This is a genomic window from Aeromonas salmonicida subsp. salmonicida (genome assembly GCF_001643305.1).
Lineage (GTDB): Bacteria > Pseudomonadota > Gammaproteobacteria > Enterobacterales > Aeromonadaceae > Aeromonas > Aeromonas salmonicida.
The window spans coordinates 63,117-79,257 of record NZ_LSGW01000095.1 but is presented as its reverse complement, the minus strand read 5'-3'; the positions used below and the strand labels follow the sequence as shown (position 1 = coordinate 79,257).

The following is a 16,141-nucleotide window of genomic DNA, read 5'->3' as shown; positions in this document are numbered from 1 at the left end:
GCAGGGGATCAGGAGCACCTGGCCCGCCTGGTGCGCGGCACCGACATCCTGATCCTCTCGGACGAGGTGTACGAGCACGTGGTGTTCGACGGCGCTCTGCACCAGAGCGTGATCCGCTATCCGGATCTGGTAGAACGCTCAGTCGCCGTCTTCTCCTTCGGCAAGACCTTCCACGTCACCGGCTGGCGGGTGGGCTACTGCGTGGCGCCGCGCCCCCTGATGGAGGAGATCCGCAAGGTGCACCAGTTCGCCATGTTCGCCGCCGACACCCCCATGCAGTACGGCTTCGCCCACCTGTTGCAGCAACCGGCCCACTACCAGGGGCTGGCGGCCTTCTATCAGCGCAAGCGGGATCTGCTGGTCTCGGCCCTGGGGGATTCGCGCTTTACCCTGCTCCCCTCGGCGGGCAGCTTCTTTATGCTGGCGAGCTACGAGCGGGTAAGCGACGAGCCGGACAGCCTGTTCGTGCAGCGGCTCATTCGTGACCACGGCGTCGCCACCATTCCGGTCTCCGCCTTCTATCACGACAGCACGGATCAGCGGGTCATCCGCCTCTCCTTCTCCAAGGATGACGATACCCTGCTGGCGGGCGCCGAGCGCCTGTGCGGCGTCTAGGAGGCAACATGGATTCAGTGCGCGTTGCCGTCCTGCAGATGGTCTCCGGGGATGACCTTGACCACAACCTGACCCAGGCCGAGGCCCTGCTGCGTCAGGCCGCGGCCGAGGGGGCCGAGTTTGCCCTGCTGCCCGAATACTTCTACCTGATGCCTGCCGACGAGCGGGCACGGGTGGCCCTGGCCGCCCCCGTGAGCGATCACCCTCTGCTGGCATGGGCGCAAGGGCTGGCCCGGGAGCTCGGGATCTGGCTGCTGGCGGGCACCCTGCCCCTTGAAAGTGATGAGCCCGGCAAGATGCACAACAGCAGCCTGCTCATCGACCCGCAAGGGGCCCTGGCCAGCCGCTACGACAAGCTGCACCTGTTCGGCTTTTGCACCGGGCAAGAGCAGTATGACGAGGCCGCAACCATGAGCCCGGGCCGGGAGGTGGTGAGCCATCCCCTGCCCTGGGGGATGCTGCGCTTCGGGATCTGCTACGACCTGCGCTTCCCCGAGCTGTTTCGACTCGATCCTGCGCCCGATTTCATCGCCCTGCCCGCCGCCTTCACCCACACCACCGGGCTGGCCCATTGGGAGCTGCTGCTGCGGGCCAGAGCGGTGGAGAACCTGGCCTTCGTGCTGGCCTCCGCCCAGGGGGGCCATCACCCGGGTGGACGCCGCACCTTCGGCCACAGCATGATCATCGATCCCTGGGGCCAAGTGTTGGCCCGGGTGGAAGAGGGTCATGGCATGGCCATCGCCACCCTGGATCTGGCCGCCCAGCGCAAGGTACGCAGCCAGCTGCCGGCCCTCAGCCATCGCAAGATATCCGTCGGCCCCGCAAGCCGACACAACTCATGACTATCGGCATGACGCCACAGACGCCACAACTGCAAGGGAATGACCATGAAACTCAATACCGCAATGATGCTGGTGGCCCTGGCCACCGCCGGCCAGGCCGCCGCCAAACCCCTGGTGATCGCCACCGACGCCACCTATCCCCCCTTCGAGATGGTCGATAGCAGCGGCAAGCTCGGCGGCTTCGAAGTGGATCTGGCCTATGCCCTGTGCGCGGCCATGAAGACGGAGTGCGAGGTGATCAACCAGCCCTGGGATGCCCTGCTCCCCGGCCTGCAGGTGCGCAAGTACGACGCCATCATGTCCTCCATGAACATCACGGACGAGCGGCGTCAGAAGGTCGCCTTCAGCCAGGTCTACTACATGATGCAGAACCGCTTCGTGGGACGCAGCGACAAGGCGGCCGACTTTGCCGACACCCCTGAGTACTTCAAGGGCAAGGTGATAGCGGTGCAGGAAGGGACACCCCAGGACAACTTCATCACCGCCCACTACGGTGACGTGGCCAAGATCAAGCGCTACGTCAACGCCCAGTCCCCCATGCTGGATCTGCAGTCCAGCCGCGCCGACTACACCTTCGGCAACATGGTGCAGTTGAAGGTCGGCTTCCTCGACAAGGAGATGGGCAAGCAGTTCGCCTTCGTCGGTCCCCAGTTCAACGGCACCCAGGACAAGATCCTGGGAGAAGGGGTGGCGGTGGCCCTGCGCAAAAACGATAACAAGCTCAAGGCCCGCTTCGATGCCGCCATCGAGAGCGTCAAGGCCGACGGCACCTTCGACACCCTGCTCAAGAAGTACCAGCTCGAAGACCTGCTCTGATCCCGACGCCGGGCATCCGTCAGGCCATACCTTGCATGCCAGTCGACACCGACTGGCATTTTTTTACCCGGGTTCTGCCGGCAACGCGGCAAACTGCCCTCCTTTATGCAGGCCGCCTGTCACCTCGACGCGGGGAGAGCCCGGTCTAATACCAATGGCGACAAGCACTATCTGTCTTCTGACCTCTATCCTTCCCTTGCAACCCTCTGTGCAAGCGAAAAAAGAGACTTCCGCATAGAGATTGTTCGGTAATAATTTCGTTGTCTGTCGCATTTCAAGGAGATGGAATGGAACTCCCCTCTGTGGTCACCTCAATTCTGGCGATTGCCCTGCTCTTTTTGGGTCCATTGTTTTTACTGATTAGCGCCATGACGTTTATCATGAAGAGGTACAAACGGCATCACACCAGCCCTTTGACCCGGGATCTACTCAGACCGGCAGGCCATACCCTGCAAGAGCAAATTGATGATCAGAGGATCGATCTCTTCGGCCTCATGTTGATGACCCCCTTGATGCTACTCATGGTCGCCCTGCTGGCATTGTTACAAAGCACCCTCAACGGCACTCGGGTATCACTAAACCAGCTAGTCATTTTCGGGGTAATAGCAGCAGGCGCCTTTAGCTACTTCTCCTATCGCACCTATCAGGTCATCCAACGCCTACAGCATCTGAAACTCGGCTATGCCTGTGAGCTGGCCGTCGGTCAAGAGCTCGAATACCTAGTCAGGCCCAAAGATCACCCCTATCGGGTCTATCACGATATTCCGTTCGATGGGTTCAACATCGACCACCTGATCATCTCCCCCAATGGCGTCTTCGTTGTCGAAACCAAGGGACGATCCAAACCAATCAATGACGGTACCAGGCAGTTCAAGGTAAGGGTGGAAAACAATGTGCTGCATTTCCCAAATCATGTAGAAACCGAACCGCTGGATCAGGTTAGGCGCAGTGTCACCTCGGTGCGTAACTGGCTCAATAGCGCCACGGGTACAGATGTGCCGGTAGGCGGGATCCTGGTGCTACCCGGCTGGTATGTCGAATTGTGTCAGAAGACGACCGCCCCCTATGTCGTCAGTGCAGCCGCACTACCCAAAGTCTTGCCCCAGTTGAGAGTGGGCACACTGGAACTGGCACATATTCAAGCCATTGCCCATCAGGTGGAGCAAAAAGTAAGAGACATCGCCAAATGACACTACGAAAGTCTGCCCAATAAACCAGCAGCCAGACGAGCTGCCCTTCGCTCTGCCTGCGCTATGGTTTACCATGCAGGCAATTGTGGTGCAGGGCACCGCTCACCCAGGTGCTTTGGCGCCGTCGCCATCCCGGACACCCTATCTCGGAACTTATGAGCAAAACAGCACAATCCGGCATTGAGCCCACCTTCTACTTCCACGATTACGAGACCTTCGGGATCAGTCCGGCGAAGGACAGGCCGTCGCAGTTTGCCGGTATTCGTACCGATGCAGATTTCAACATCATCGGCGAGCCACTGGTCATCTATTGCAAGCCGCCGGCGGATTATCTGCCGGATCCGGAGGCGTGCCTCATCACTGGCATCACGCCGCAAAAGGCGATGAAAGACGGACTGTGCGAGGCAGATTTCATCCGCCAGATCCACGAGCAGTTCGCTACACCGAATACCTGCGTGCTGGGCTACAACAGTATCCGCTTCGATGACGAGGTGACCCGCTACACCCTCTATCGCAACTTCTATGACCCTTACGCCTACGCCTGGCAAAACGGCAACTCCCGCTGGGATATCCTCGACATGCTGCGGGCCTGCTATGCCCTGCGCCCGGAGGGGATCGAGTGGGCCTTTGATGAGGAGGGCAAACCAAGTTTTCGTCTCGAAAAGCTCACGGTAGCCAACGGTGTATCCCACGCCAATGCCCACGATGCGCTCTCCGATGTGCTGGCCACCATAGAGATGGCCAAGCTGGTGAAAAAGGCCCAGCCCAAGCTGTTTGAGTACCTGTTTACCCTGCGCAACAAGAACAAGGTCAAGGCGCTCATCGATGTGGTGACCATGAAGCCGCTGGTCCACGTCTCCGGCATGTTCTCCCCCTGGCAGGGGTGCGTTAGCTGGATATCGCCACTCGCCTGGCACCCCACCAACCAGAATGCGGTGATCATGGTGGATTTGACCCGCGACCCGACCCCGCTCATCGAGCTTTCCAGCGAGGAGATCCGCGAGCGGCTCTATACCCGCAAGGACGAGCTGGGGGATCTGGCCGCCATTCCGGTGAAACTGGTGCACATCAACAAATGCCGTGTGCTGGCGCCAGCCGCCACCCTGACACCGGAACGTGCCGATGAGCTCACCATCGACCGGGAGCAGTGCCGCAAGAGCCTGAACCTGCTGCGCGCTCACCCCGAGGTGCGTGAAAAACTGGTGGAGGTGTTCAATCAGGAGTTCGAGGGCAGCAATGACCCGGACCCCGATACCCAGCTCTACGCCGGTTTCTTCGGCCACGGCGACAAGTCCACCATGGATCTGGTGCGCGCTACCCCGGCCGACCTGCTGGGTGAGCGTGAGTTTGCCTTCACAGATGCGCGGCTGCCAGAGATGCTGTTCCGCTACCGCGCCCGCAACTGGCCCCATACCCTGAGCGAGGCGGAGCAAAAACGCTGGCGTCTGCACTGCAGCGACTATTTCAGCCGCCGCCTGCCGGACTATGCCCCTCGTCTCGAGGCACTGGCGGAGCAGAATCAGGGGAACGAACGGAACTTTGCGATTCTGAAGAGTCTCTATCGCTACCTCGAAGATCTATGAGATGTGATCGGTTTCACAGTTAAATGACTGTATGCTCCCCTCACCCCATTCATAATGGGCAGGGGAGTAAAGACTCCCGAAATTTCAACTATTTGTGCACTAACATTGCATTGACTGTCTTTGGCTATCGACCCTTGGAGATGCTTCATCTGATGCGCTCAGGATTGCCCGGTTTCGGTTTGTTCGTCTGCTCCCTGCTGCCATCGGCCAGCATGGCAGCGGTACGTTTTGATGTCCCCGACTACCTGTTGCGGTTGCCGCAGCAAACCTATCAACTGATCGAAAGCAACTTCAACCACCTCTACCAGCAGACCGACTTCACCCCCCAGATCACCAACAGCTATTTCAACCGCTCCGATCTCTACAACTTTGTGGGGGTGCCGCTGGCCATTACCCCCCAGGCCGGTTTCCAGCTGGAGGTTTTTGGTCAGCTCTATAACCAAAGTTCACAAAGCTATGTGCACATGAGCAAGGATCTGTCGCTCTATCGCATGATCCGGGCCGACGTGATTGGCAACCCCAATGATGAGGTCGCCATCGGCCTGGGGCTCGGTATCCCGCTCAGCGCCCGGCTCACTTTCAAGGCGCTGCTCTCCAGCAACGAGATCCCCGGCTATGGCGCCGCCAACTACGCCATCGGCTTCGAGTGGCGTTACTGACCTCACGCGGTCGGCATATTGACAGGATTTACCAACCATTCAGGCTCCCGATGGGAGCCTGAATGGTTTATAGCAGCAAAGGATCAGAGGTAGCGGATCACCCGCCCCTCGCCCCCTTGCAGAGTAAGCGAGGTACCGATGGCGCCCTCGTCCCAGAAATCCTGCCCACCTTCCGGCAACAGGCACTCCTGGGGTTGCGCTTCCCAGTTGAACAGGCAAAGCAGGCTACCCCCTTCAGGCAACACCACTTCGCCGCAGACAAACTCCATCGACTCGAAACGGGTAGACGGGGCTCGGACTGCACACAAGGCCAGCAGCTTTTGCAGTTGCCCCCCTTGCTCACCATCAAGCGCTTGCAGTCTGTCTCCTGCCAGCATCATGCCGCCGCTTGCAACCAGCGCCGCCAGATGGAAGCTGTAATCCACAGGGGTGGCCTGCTGACTCGGCAGATCCCGCAGGCAGATGCAGTCAGGATCGAGCGCCCATAGTCTGTCGTTCTGCCAGGCACGGCAGAAGACCTCGCGGGCGATCTGGCGAAAACGGTGGCCATTGCGCTCCACGTCGTCGCTCACCCGCATGCCGTGTACCAGTCCCAGGCTCGGCCAGATTGGCGCGTTGCAGCCAAGCAGGAAAGCCCCCTCACCCGCCCCGCGCAAGATAGCCGCCATCCCACGACGATAGGCTTCCACCCGGGTGGCGGAGGTGTCGTGGAAGCGGCCGCCAGCGCAGCCACCCCTTGCTCGAACTTGGGCGAAGGAGTAAGCCAGTCCCCCATTTTGGCCTGATAGCCATCATCGATCTGCACGTAGCGCAGGGCCGGGAAACGCTCGGCACGCACCGCCAGATTCTCGCGAATGTCATCGGCGCTGACGTCCGTATAATAGTGATACCAGGAGCACCAGCCATTGGGGCGCTCGCCCACCTGACCGATCAGCGAGCCGTGTTCGGCGGCGATCCGCTCCGCCAGTTCGGCCAACAGCGCCTCCCTGTCAGCCCCTTCCAGGCAGATCAGCGCCTCGCTTTGCCAGTGCTGACCGGCAGACAACAGGCGATCTTCGCAGTTCATCAGGATCTGCAAGCGGCCATCCGGGTAGAGGCGAAACTCGCCGCCAAAACGGTGACAACTGGCAAAAGCGAGCAGCAGCCAACCCTTGTCATGCTCCACCAGCAACAGGTTATGAACTGTGTGATAGCCATCATCGTCCGTGATGCGATAGACGCTTGAATCGGGGCAACGGCCAACCGATTGAGGGAATTGCCAGCTGCCCATGGTCTGGGCCAGCATCTGGAACCCTTCGCCATAGAGAGGGGTGTCGAGCGGGAGGCCGAGCTTGCCATCAAACAGTACCCAGCGAGCGACCCGGGTATCATCACTGCCCGTGTTGTCGAGCCGGACCCGGCACAAGGACCCGTCCCACTGACGGGTCTGCAACAACTGAGGGGGCAGGTCACTATCGGCCGCCAGTTGACGCACGCGGGACAAGAGGGATGTCATGGCTACTCCTTGTAATTGTAAAATATGTGTTCAGCACGCCATGGTCTTGAAAAACCATGGTTCAGAAAGGTTTGCTATCAAAGAATCTTCAATGAAATCAGCCATCATCGAACTAATTTCAGCTGTTATTGTTTTAATGCCGCGCCCCTGCCTCTCTGGTAAACTGCCCATTCATTCACAGTTTCCAAGTTGAGGCTCAGGTGATTGCGCAACGTGCCTTGCTCTACCTTCGTGACTTTATGGTCATCGTCGCCTGCCTGCTGGTGGGTAAAACCCTGGCCGCCATACTGCCTTTTGCCTTCCCCGGCAGCATCATCGGCATGCTGCTGCTGTTCGTGCTGCTCTCCTTGCAGCTGGTGAAGCTGCACTGGGTCGAACTCGGTGCCGGCCTGCTGCTGCGGCATATGGGCGTCCTGTTCGTGCCGGTAGCCGTTGGCCTGGTCGCCTGGCTTGAGCCCCTGCGCCAGTCCTTCGGTCTCATCATGCTCTGCATCGTACTGGGGATAGTCTTGATCCTGGGCACTGTCGGGCGCCTGTACCAGAGGATGAACAAATGATCTTCTGGCTTGCCATTCCCCTGACCCTGGCACTCTATTTTGCCACCCGGGCCCTCTATCGCCGTCTGCCCTGGCCCATCATCAATCCCGTGCTGGTGCCCACCGCCGTCATCATAGGCCTGCTGCTCTGGCTGGATCTGCCACTTGAGCAGTACGAGAGTGGCACCCTCCCCATCACGGCCCTGCTGGAACCCGCCGTGGTGGCACTGGCACTGCCGCTGTATCAGCAGGCCCGCCAGATCCAGGCCAGGCTCAAGCCCATCCTAGTCTGTACTCTGGCCTCCGTCTTGATCTCGGTCTGCACTACCCTGCTGATCGGTCATTTTATGGGCGCCGACCCGGCGTTGCTGGCATCGCTCGCCACCAAGTCCATCACAACCCCGCTTGCCATGAGCGTCAGCCAGTCCATCGGCGGTATACCTGCCATAGCGGCGGCCGTGGTGGTGGTGGTCGGGATTGTAGGCGCCCTCATCGGATACCCGCTGCTCAAACTGATGCGGGTGACAGACCCCGAGGCCCAGGGACTCGCCATGGGAGCCTGCGCCCACGCCATCGGCACCGCCACCTCAGCCGAGAAGGGCATCACCCAGGGGGCCTTCTCGTCGCTGGCCATGGTGGTGTGCGGCATCCTCACCGCCGCCGTCGCCCCCCTGCTGTTTGCTCTTTATCACTGGTTGACCTGAGGGTCACCCATTTGCTGGCGCTGCGGGCCTGTTGGCCCGCCACTGTGCGAGCTGACGCACAATTTGCGCAAGACAAACGTTTCCTTTATCCTCCTCCTCCTTTTGCCCGTCAGGGCGTGAGCGCGCTCACACATTTTGCCGAGCTTGCTCCCTACAATGGCCCCCCAATTGGCCTTTGAGGACACACTATGCATCCCCGTTTTGCCAAGCCACTCGATACCCTGTCCGCCCCGCTCAAAGCGGCGCTGCTGCCCATGCTGGACAACGATTTCCAGGCCCGTTTCACGCCACAGCAGGTGGCGACCCTGAAAGCCGCCACAGGGCTGGAAGATCGCGCCCTGCGTCTGGCGCTGCTGCCACTGGCCGCCGCCTGCTCGGTGGCGCCCATCTCCAAATTTTTTGTCGGCGCCATCGCCTGCGGCCTGAGCGGTACCTGGTATTTCGGCGCCAACATGGAATTTGCCGGACAAGGGTTGTTCCACTCGGTCCATGCGGAGCAATCCGCCATCTCCAACGCCTGGCTGGGCGGTGAGACAGGGATCAGCGAAATCACGGTCAACTACACCCCCTGCGGCCATTGCCGCCAGTTCATGAACGAGCTGAGCACCGCCAAAACGCTGCAAGTCTCCCTGCCTGACGACTTGAGCGCGCTGCAATCCTTCCTGCCCCACTCCTTTGGCCCGGCCGATCTCGACATCACCGATGCCCTGATGAGCCCGCAAGCTCATGACGAGCTGGTGCTCGAGAGCGAGGATCCGATCTGGCGAGCGGCGCTGGCCGCTGCCCGTCAAAGCTACGCCCCCTACAGCCAGGGCTATGCCGCCGTGGCGCTGCTGTTTGCCGATGGCCGCCTCTTCTGTGGTCGCTACGCAGAAAACGCGGCGTTCAATCCCAGCCTGCCGCCGATGCAGATGGCCTGCGCCCACGCTGTGCTGTGCGGCGAAGATCTCGCCAGCATCCGTCGCGCCGTGCTGCTGGAGAGCAAAAACGGCCAGATCAGCCAGCGGGATTCTGCCCAGTCCACCCTCAAGGCGCTGGGCTCGGTCGAGCTGGAATACCAGGCCGTCTGAAGTAAATGACGTCCAACAACAAGGGGAGCCATTGGCTCCCCTTGTTGTTGCTGTTGATCGCTGAGTCACGTCAGTCCGTCAGGATTCCCAGATGATGCTCTGGGAGGAGGACCACTGCTCGCCGATGTCCGCGTATTTTTGCTCCAGCAGGTGGCGCTTGATCTTCATGGTGGGGGTGAGTACACCATTTTCAATGTTCCAGGGCGTCTTCACCACCAGGATGCCGCGAATTCTGGCGTGAGATTCCAGTTGATCGTTGACCCGGTTGCGCGCCGCCTCCAGCTGGGCATTGATGGTTTCCCGATTACCCTTCATGGCACTCTCGGCCAGCTGCACCAGCGCAATGGGCTGGGGCATGCCGTAACCAATCACACACAGCTGCTCTATGATGGGTTCTTGTCCCAGCAAGCCTTCAATGGGCACAGGTGCCACATACTTGCCCTTGGCGGTTTTGAACACATCCTTCATGCGGCCTGTGATGGTGAGGTAGCCCTCTCTGTCCAGCTTGCCCATGTCGCCAGTGTGGAGCCAGCCGTCGGCGTCGATGGCTTCGCTGCTGTGCTCGGGGTCCTTGTAGTACCCCAGCATCATGCCGTCACAGCGACAGAGGATCTCCCCCTCATCGGAAATCTTGATGGTCACTCCGGGCCCCGCCTTGCCGACCGTGCCTATCTTGTCGGCGCGGAAGGGGTAGTTGAGGGTGGAAAAAGCGTGGTTCTCTGTCATGCCCCAGGCTTCGGTTATCTTGATGCCGATGCTGTTGTACCACTGCAGCAGGGCCGGTGACACTGGCGCCGAGCCGCAGCCCAGCACCCGCGCCTGATCCAGCCCCAGCCCTTTTTGCAACTTGCCCTTGATAAGCCCCGAGACAAACGGGATCTTGAGCAACAGTTCCAGCTTCTTCTGGGGCAGCTTTTCGTGGATCTTGATGCGGAACATGGCCCACAGCCGGGGCACAGAGATAAAGACGGTGGGACGGCAACGCTTGACGTCATCAATGAAGGTGTCGAGCGACTCGGGGAAAGCGATGGTGGCGCCGCTGAACAGGCTGCCGCCATAGATGTAAACCCGCTCTGTGATATGGGCGAGCGGCAGATAGGAGAAGCCGCGATCGGTGGCGGTCAGCTCCACCGCTTCCACCAGCTTTTCACAGGACCAGGCATAACGCTCGACGCTCAACATGGCGCCTTTGGGCTTGCCGGTACTGCCTGAGGTGTAGACCAGGCTCAGCAGCGCATCCGGTACCTGCACCGGGCTGTCGGGGATAGGTTCGTGCGCCTCCAGCAGATCGTCCCACTGATGGCTGGCGGGCATGGTCTCATAGGGCATGGCGATGCGCAGAAGGGAGGCAGGCACACCCGCCTCCTGGCTCTTCCAGTCATCCAGCTTGCCGACGAAGATCGCCTTGGCTTCGCTGTGACGCAGCACATATTCGATGGTATCGACGTTGGCGGTCGGATAGATGGGCACGCTCACGTACTGCCCCATCTGCATGGCCAGATCGGCGATAAACCACTGGGCACAGTTCTTGGAGAGCAGGGCCACCTTGTCACCGGGCACCAGGCCCAGATGACGCAGCGCCGTCACCATGCGCCGCGCTTCGTCAGCCACTTCACCCCAGGTAAAGTCGACGTACTCGCGGTTGATGGTTTGACGAAGATAGACTCGGTCAGGACACTGCCGCTCCCAATGGTAGAGCATCTCGAGCGGCAGTTTATTGGCAATACGTGAAGAGGAAGCCATAGTTTAATCCCTGAAACAAAAGGCGAAACTTATTATTAACCTTTCACTAACTTCAGGGAAGCGTCAACTAAAACTTCTGTTTGAAATGTGTATTCGATCAAGCTTCCGCTTGCTGCTGCAGGCGCTTCCACATGGCTTGTACCAGCTCTTCATCCTGCTCGGAAAGCTCCCCCTCCAGGATGGCCTCATTCAGGCTGCGCAGTACATAACTCTTTACATCCCGCACCAGTGTCTTGCCTTCCAGCTCGGCACGCGCCACCGCCAGCGAAATGTGACCGCGCAGATAACCCCCCGCAAACAGCTCATCTTCAGTCGCCGTGGCCACCATGGCGTCTATCAGTCCCAACAACTTGTGCTCAAATTCATGAATCGTCATGTAACGCAGCCTCATTTTCAGAGTGGCTGGCAAAAAATTGCCGGCAAAATAATTCGGGAGAGTGGAACCGCGATCCGGTTGATCACGGCTCTCTGGCGCAAGGCCAGCCGCATCCTTGATGTCCTATTCCGGGTTGGCCACCGGGTAGATGACCTGATCCTTGTATCCCGTGGTTATGCGCAGATAACCACTTAACGACCGGTTCAGTGCCGGATCATCGGTATCCACCAGCAGCGGCCTGCCCCCGAGGGCAGCCAGCTTGGCTTTGGTAGCCAGGACCTGGATCTGGTCCCGCCCGACAGCCCGGATCACCTCTGGACTCAGTTGCTGATTTCCGCGCCCGAACAGATGTCCCTGACCGCCGATCAGGGTAATGATCAGACGACAGTGACGACCGCGGATCCGGGTCAGGATCTCGGCGGCGGACAGATCCTGCCCGATAAGCCGGCCATTTTCCACCAGATCCACGCCGAGCAAAGTATTTTCCAGCCCCAGCGCCGCCATGCTGGCAGCGACTGTGCTGCCGGAGCCCATCAGGTAGAGAGTATCTGGCTCCATCTGCTCCACCACACCGGCGGCAAGATCTGCCAGTACCAGCTCTTCGGACTCCCGCCCCCCCTGCTTGACCGCCTGCACGTAGCGCAGATCCCCCGGTACCAGCAGCTGACCATAGTGGCGGGCTCGCACCTTGCCCAGGCGAAATGCCTCCTCGTCGATATCCATCACATCGGCATCCACCAGACTCAGCAATTCGCCGGCGATCATGCGGGCTGCCACGCGACCACTGGCGGCGGGGGTCACGCCGTACACACCGGAGTGGATCTTGCAGCCCGCCGGAATACCGAGCACATGACAGGATTCTCCGACAGCGGCGCAAATGTCCCGTGCCGTACCATCGCCGCCGGCAAACAGCAAGAGATCGACGCCGGCCGCACGCATCAAGTCGGCGGCGGCGCGAGTGTCGGCTGCCGTGGTAGCACCAGAGACGGGCTGATAGACGATGCGACAAGGCAACTGAAGAGACGCCGCGAGATCGGCCCCCATCTCGCCCGCGACCGTCAACAGCTCAAATGGGGTGGCAAGGTCGCACAGGGGCAACAAGGCTTGTCGTGCCCGCTCCTGCGCCTTGGGCACGGCCCCTCGAGCCAGCGCTTCAGCCACCACGCCGTCACTGCCCTTGAGACCAACCGCGCCACCAATGCCGGCGACCGGGTTAATGATGAGCCCTAAACGAAACATAGATTTCTCCCTCTGGTCAGCCGCCATTTTATCTTTTCAAGGCATGGGGACAAGCCATGTTGCGCCTGCTAGAATCCGCTTCCTCTCATTTTGTTAACCAAGGTTCAGTCATGCTGGAATGGGCTCTTGACCCCTCTGCCTGGGTTGCGCTCGCAACCCTTACCCTGCTCGAAATCGTGCTGGGTATCGATAACATCATTTTTATCTCCATCCTGGTTGCCCGCCTGCCCGAGGCGCAACGTCAGAAGGCGCGGATCCTGGGATTGGGGCTGGCCATGGGTACCCGTATCCTGCTGCTGCTGTCGCTTGCCTGGGTCATGCGCCTGACCGAGCCGTTGTTCACCGTACTGGGTGAGGCCATCTCGGGTCGCGATCTCATCCTGCTGCTGGGAGGCCTGTTCCTCATCGGCAAGAGTGCCCACGAGATCCACGCCACCCTGGAAGGCGCCGCCGAGCCGGAGGGCTCCATGGCGGTCGCCTCCGGTTTCGTCAGCACCCTGATCCAGATCGCCATTCTCGATATCGTGTTCAGCCTGGATTCGGTCATCACGGCAGTCGGCATGGCAGATCACGTGCCCGTCATGGTGCTGGCCATCATGATCGCCGTCTTCATCATGATGTTCGCCGCCAAGTCCATCGGGGACTTTGTCGACAACCACCCCACCATCAAGATGCTGGCACTCTCCTTCCTGACTCTGGTTGGTTTCGCGCTGATGGCCGAGGGGATGGATCTGCACATTCCGAAGGGTTACATCTACTTCGCCATGGCTTTCTCGTTGACGGTGGAGATGATCAACATCCGTCTGCGCAGTCACCACGACATCAAGAAGCTCGAACAGTAAGCGGACGAGCCACAAAAAAGAGCGCCATCAGGCGCTCTTTTTTTATCCACACAACCGGCTTATTCGTTGCTGATGATGATGCCAACGCGGCGGTTCTCTGCCCGACCGGCAGCCGTCTTGTTGTCTGCCACCGGATCCCGTTCACCGCGACCACGGATATCCAGGTTGGCCGGCTGCATGCCGACCGGCACCAGCACATCGGCCACCGATTTCGCCCGCTTCAGAGAGAGCTGATCGTTATAAGCCTCAGGTCCGTTGGAATCGGTGTGACCATCGATCCGCGCCTTGTTCAGGCCAACCCCCAGCAAGGTCATGCCCAGCTTTTCCACCAGGACACGGGTGTCAGGGTTGAGAGCTTCCGAATCGTTGGCAAACAGCACCCGGTTGGAGAAGTCCAGAGTCCAACCCTCGTCGGTCAGGCGAAAGCCCTGCTCCTTGAGTACGCCGATCTGCTCCGCCATCAGACCGCGAGGGGCACTTTGACAGCCCGCCAACACGCTCAACAGCAGGCCGATCAGGCCGGTTTTCATCAGGACAGTGATCTTCATTGTTATTTTTCCTCAGCAGAAACATCAAATTCCAGCTGGTCATGAAGTACAAGCTCCCGACGCAGCCGTTTGGATTAGTACATGGCATTGTCAGCCTGCTGCAACAGTTCACCGGCAGTGAGTCCCTCATCCGGATACACGGCAAGGCCTATGCTGATGGCGGCCACCAGCTGACGACCATCCCCCAGTACCACTGGGTCGGCCATCGCCAGCTGGATGCGGGACACCACATCCTGCGCTTCGCTCTCTTGCAACAGAGGCGTCAGCAAGATGGCGAATTCGTCGCCGCCCAGCCGACATACCAGATCCATCGGCCGAAGCTGATGTTGTACCCGTCTGGCCAAGGCGATCAGCACGTCATCCCCGGCGGCATGGCCCAGGGTGTCGTTGATCTGTTTGAAGCGATCACAGTCGAGGTAGAGCAGCGCAAACCGCTCCTCTTGCAAACGGCCCGTGGTCACGGCTTGATCCAGACGAGCCTCAAAAAGAGCACGATTGGGCAGACCGGTCAAGGCATCATGAGTGGCCTGATGCAGCAGGCTGGCGTTCTCCCGCCGTTGGTGGGCCTGCCAGGCCTCCAGTTCATCGAGCAGGGAATTGAAATCCTGGCCGAGTTCGTGCAACTCGGCGATGTCAGCCTCGGGTACCCGCATGGCAAGAGTACGTTGACGACTGACACTGTGGGCCACTTGAGCCAGCTTTTTGAGCGGCACAGTGATGGAGTTTTGCATCCAGCGCGCCACATAGATAGATCCCATGGCACTGAGGATAAGGCAGACCAGCATGGCCATCAGGGTTTGCAGCAGAAACAGCAGCAGGTACTGACCGTGGCCGACCAGATGGACGCGGGCTATCTCGACGCCGCCCCGCATGATGGGCTGCTCGATGGGGCCGGGCAGGATGATCTGTGCAAGATACTGCTCAAGACCCGACCAGGGGGTGGTCATGGCCCGGCTCCAGCTTGCCAGCGGCCTGCCACTTGGCAGCTGAATACTGGCCTGGGCCACATCCTCGCGGGTGACAATGGCCTGCAGCGCCTCCTTGGCGGCCTCTTCGTCATGGAATACCACGGCCGCTTCACTGGTGTAACTGATGGCGCGCGCCACCAGCTCCAGGTTGTGGTCCGCATAGATACGTAGGGCCAGCAAAGCGATACCGGTCAACAGCAGACCGGCCATACAAACAGCGGTCAGGGACGTCACCATGTGGGTGCGTCCCAAGCTCTGTCGCAAGGTGAGCCGCTGCGCCTGTGAACGAAAAAACGCCTTCATGGTGTCTCCTCATCCGCTCTGGCCAGCTTCAGCACGGCAGGATGGACCCGCACTCCGCTCCTGGCGAGGGCATCCAGATTGACTCGAAAGCGAATACGCTCCGACCCTATCTGCAAGCAGAATACGGCGTCGGCGGTACACTCGGCGCTCTGCTCGCTGATGCTGAGAATCGCATGGCCGCGCAGCCGCTGGAACAATGGCAAGCGCCGCTCTGGCGCCAGCACTCCCAGATAAAGCACATCGCACTGCCGCCCCAGCATCTCATCCTCGACATCATAACGGCGCACACTGACCGGCCGGCCATTGGCCTGCTGCTTGATGGCGAACAGCGCTGTGGCATATTCCGTCGGCGCGGCGATGCATAAGCGCAACTCCTCTGGCTCGGTGGGCCAGCGGGTGTAGCTGAGTATGTCGAGCACCGTCTGGCGCACCTGCTCTGAGCGCAGCTCGGCAGAGGTCAAAGGAAGGTGCTCGCGGGCCAGCGCCAGCGAGCAGAACAGGAGCGTCAACCACGCCAGGGACCGGGTCAGAGAAAAAAAGTGCATCATGCCTGCGCTTATTGAACATGCGGTCTATTTGAAGGGCTGATGCCCGTTCAGGGAGATCCGGATG

Annotated in this window: 16 protein-coding genes and 1 pseudogene; 10 read left to right on the top strand and 7 right to left on the bottom strand. The window is 60.1% G+C overall.

Translation table 11 applies throughout. The features are described 5' to 3' along the window. Positions 1–30 precede the first annotated feature (30 nt). From AXW79_RS24000 to AXW79_RS18115, 6 genes are all read left to right on the top strand, one after another. Complete coding sequence (locus AXW79_RS24000) at positions 31–615, top strand: aminotransferase class I/II-fold pyridoxal phosphate-dependent enzyme (protein WP_005310810.1); 585 nt, start codon at positions 31–33, stop codon at positions 613–615. An 8-nt stretch (positions 616–623) separates the two neighbouring features. After that, positions 624–1,457 (top strand): carbon-nitrogen hydrolase family protein, encoded by an 834-nt coding sequence (locus AXW79_RS18135; protein ID WP_005310808.1) that lies wholly within the window; start codon positions 624–626, stop codon positions 1,455–1,457. Between the two features lie 45 nt (positions 1,458–1,502). Further along, complete coding sequence (locus AXW79_RS18130) at positions 1,503–2,273, top strand: ABC transporter substrate-binding protein (RefSeq protein ID WP_005310806.1); 771 nt, start codon at positions 1,503–1,505, stop codon at positions 2,271–2,273. Positions 2,274–2,560: 287 nt separating this feature from the next. Then, positions 2,561–3,463 carry a nuclease-related domain-containing protein gene (locus AXW79_RS18125; RefSeq protein ID WP_005310804.1) on the top strand — a complete coding sequence of 301 codons (903 nt, stop codon included), beginning with the start codon at positions 2,561–2,563 and terminating at the stop codon, positions 3,461–3,463. A 155-nt stretch (positions 3,464–3,618) separates the two neighbouring features. Next, on the top strand, positions 3,619–5,046 hold the full coding sequence (sbcB, locus tag AXW79_RS18120; RefSeq protein WP_005310802.1) for an exodeoxyribonuclease I: 1,428 nt from the start codon (positions 3,619–3,621) through the stop codon (positions 5,044–5,046). 152 nt (positions 5,047–5,198) lie between these two features. Continuing rightward, positions 5,199–5,705, top strand: coding sequence for a hypothetical protein (locus tag AXW79_RS18115; protein WP_005310800.1), 507 nt, complete (start codon positions 5,199–5,201; stop codon positions 5,703–5,705). Positions 5,706–5,788: 83 nt separating this feature from the next. Here AXW79_RS18115 and AXW79_RS18110 read toward each other — a convergent pair. After that, positions 5,789–7,200, bottom strand: a pseudogene (locus tag AXW79_RS18110) (alpha-galactosidase). A gap of 200 nt (positions 7,201–7,400) precedes the next feature. On the opposite strand from AXW79_RS18110, the gene AXW79_RS18105 reads away from it, so the two are divergent. The 3 genes from AXW79_RS18105 to cdd all read left to right on the top strand — a co-directional run bounded on the left by AXW79_RS18105 (position 7,401) and on the right by cdd (position 9,510). Next, positions 7,401–7,757, top strand: a complete 357-nt coding sequence (locus AXW79_RS18105; RefSeq protein WP_005310798.1) for a CidA/LrgA family protein — start codon at positions 7,401–7,403, stop codon at positions 7,755–7,757. Next, entirely contained in the window at positions 7,754–8,440 is a 687-nt protein-coding gene (locus tag AXW79_RS18100) for an LrgB family protein (RefSeq protein ID WP_005310796.1), read from the top strand. Before AXW79_RS18105 ends, AXW79_RS18100 begins: the two co-directional genes overlap by 4 nt. A gap of 188 nt (positions 8,441–8,628) precedes the next feature. Then, positions 8,629–9,510: a cytidine deaminase gene (cdd, locus tag AXW79_RS18095; RefSeq protein WP_005310793.1), complete on the top strand. Its 882-nt coding sequence runs from the start codon at positions 8,629–8,631 to the stop codon at positions 9,508–9,510. A 78-nt stretch (positions 9,511–9,588) separates the two neighbouring features. Here cdd and AXW79_RS18090 read toward each other — a convergent pair whose 3' ends face one another. The 3 genes from AXW79_RS18090 to AXW79_RS18080 form a co-directional block, all read right to left on the bottom strand. Beyond that, positions 9,589–11,253: an AMP-binding protein gene (locus AXW79_RS18090; protein ID WP_005310791.1), complete on the bottom strand. Its 1,665-nt coding sequence runs from the start codon at positions 11,251–11,253 to the stop codon at positions 9,589–9,591. Positions 11,254–11,350: 97 nt separating this feature from the next. Beyond that, positions 11,351–11,629, bottom strand: a complete 279-nt coding sequence (locus tag AXW79_RS18085) for a YfcL family protein (RefSeq protein ID WP_005310789.1) — start codon at positions 11,627–11,629, stop codon at positions 11,351–11,353. A gap of 123 nt (positions 11,630–11,752) precedes the next feature. Next, the gene (locus tag AXW79_RS18080; RefSeq protein ID WP_005310787.1) at positions 11,753–12,868 is read right to left on the bottom strand and encodes an ATP-NAD kinase family protein; all 1,116 of its coding nucleotides are present in this window, start codon (positions 12,866–12,868) and stop codon (positions 11,753–11,755) included. A gap of 110 nt (positions 12,869–12,978) precedes the next feature. On the opposite strand from AXW79_RS18080, the gene AXW79_RS18075 reads away from it, so the two are divergent. Then, positions 12,979–13,710: a TerC family protein gene (locus tag AXW79_RS18075; RefSeq protein WP_005310785.1), complete on the top strand. Its 732-nt coding sequence runs from the start codon at positions 12,979–12,981 to the stop codon at positions 13,708–13,710. A 59-nt stretch (positions 13,711–13,769) separates the two neighbouring features. Here the strand turns inward: AXW79_RS18075 and AXW79_RS18070 are convergent, their stop codons facing one another. The 3 genes from AXW79_RS18070 to AXW79_RS18060 all read right to left on the bottom strand — a co-directional run bounded on the left by AXW79_RS18070 (position 13,770) and on the right by AXW79_RS18060 (position 16,077). Continuing rightward, the gene (locus AXW79_RS18070) at positions 13,770–14,258 is read right to left on the bottom strand and encodes an OmpA family protein (protein WP_005310782.1); all 489 of its coding nucleotides are present in this window, start codon (positions 14,256–14,258) and stop codon (positions 13,770–13,772) included. A 74-nt stretch (positions 14,259–14,332) separates the two neighbouring features. Then, positions 14,333–15,529, bottom strand: a complete 1,197-nt coding sequence (locus tag AXW79_RS18065; protein ID WP_005310780.1) for a diguanylate cyclase domain-containing protein — start codon at positions 15,527–15,529, stop codon at positions 14,333–14,335. After that, entirely contained in the window at positions 15,526–16,077 is a 552-nt protein-coding gene (locus AXW79_RS18060; protein ID WP_005310778.1) for a YfiR family protein, read from the bottom strand. The genes AXW79_RS18065 and AXW79_RS18060 overlap by 4 nt, the downstream gene beginning before the upstream one ends. Positions 16,078–16,141 lie beyond the last annotated feature (64 nt).

Coding starts and splice junctions, on each gene's coding strand:
- AXW79_RS18135 (WP_005310808.1), top strand. CDS start 624: ATGGATTCAGTGCGCGTTGCCGTCCTGCAGATGGTCTCCGGGGATGAC.
- AXW79_RS18130 (WP_005310806.1), top strand. CDS start 1,503: ATGAAACTCAATACCGCAATGATGCTGGTGGCCCTGGCCACCGCCGGC.
- AXW79_RS18125 (WP_005310804.1), top strand. CDS start 2,561: ATGGAACTCCCCTCTGTGGTCACCTCAATTCTGGCGATTGCCCTGCTC.
- sbcB (WP_005310802.1), top strand. CDS start 3,619: ATGAGCAAAACAGCACAATCCGGCATTGAGCCCACCTTCTACTTCCAC.
- AXW79_RS18115 (WP_005310800.1), top strand. CDS start 5,199: ATGCGCTCAGGATTGCCCGGTTTCGGTTTGTTCGTCTGCTCCCTGCTG.
- AXW79_RS18100 (WP_005310796.1), top strand. CDS start 7,754: ATGATCTTCTGGCTTGCCATTCCCCTGACCCTGGCACTCTATTTTGCC.
- cdd (WP_005310793.1), top strand. CDS start 8,629: ATGCATCCCCGTTTTGCCAAGCCACTCGATACCCTGTCCGCCCCGCTC.
- AXW79_RS18090 (WP_005310791.1), bottom strand. CDS start 11,253: ATGGCTTCCTCTTCACGTATTGCCAATAAACTGCCGCTCGAGATGCTC.
- AXW79_RS18085 (WP_005310789.1), bottom strand. CDS start 11,629: ATGACGATTCATGAATTTGAGCACAAGTTGTTGGGACTGATAGACGCC.
- AXW79_RS18080 (WP_005310787.1), bottom strand. CDS start 12,868: ATGTTTCGTTTAGGGCTCATCATTAACCCGGTCGCCGGCATTGGTGGC.
- AXW79_RS18075 (WP_005310785.1), top strand. CDS start 12,979: ATGCTGGAATGGGCTCTTGACCCCTCTGCCTGGGTTGCGCTCGCAACC.
- AXW79_RS18070 (WP_005310782.1), bottom strand. CDS start 14,258: ATGAAGATCACTGTCCTGATGAAAACCGGCCTGATCGGCCTGCTGTTG.
- AXW79_RS18065 (WP_005310780.1), bottom strand. CDS start 15,529: ATGAAGGCGTTTTTTCGTTCACAGGCGCAGCGGCTCACCTTGCGACAG.
- AXW79_RS18060 (WP_005310778.1), bottom strand. CDS start 16,077: ATGATGCACTTTTTTTCTCTGACCCGGTCCCTGGCGTGGTTGACGCTC.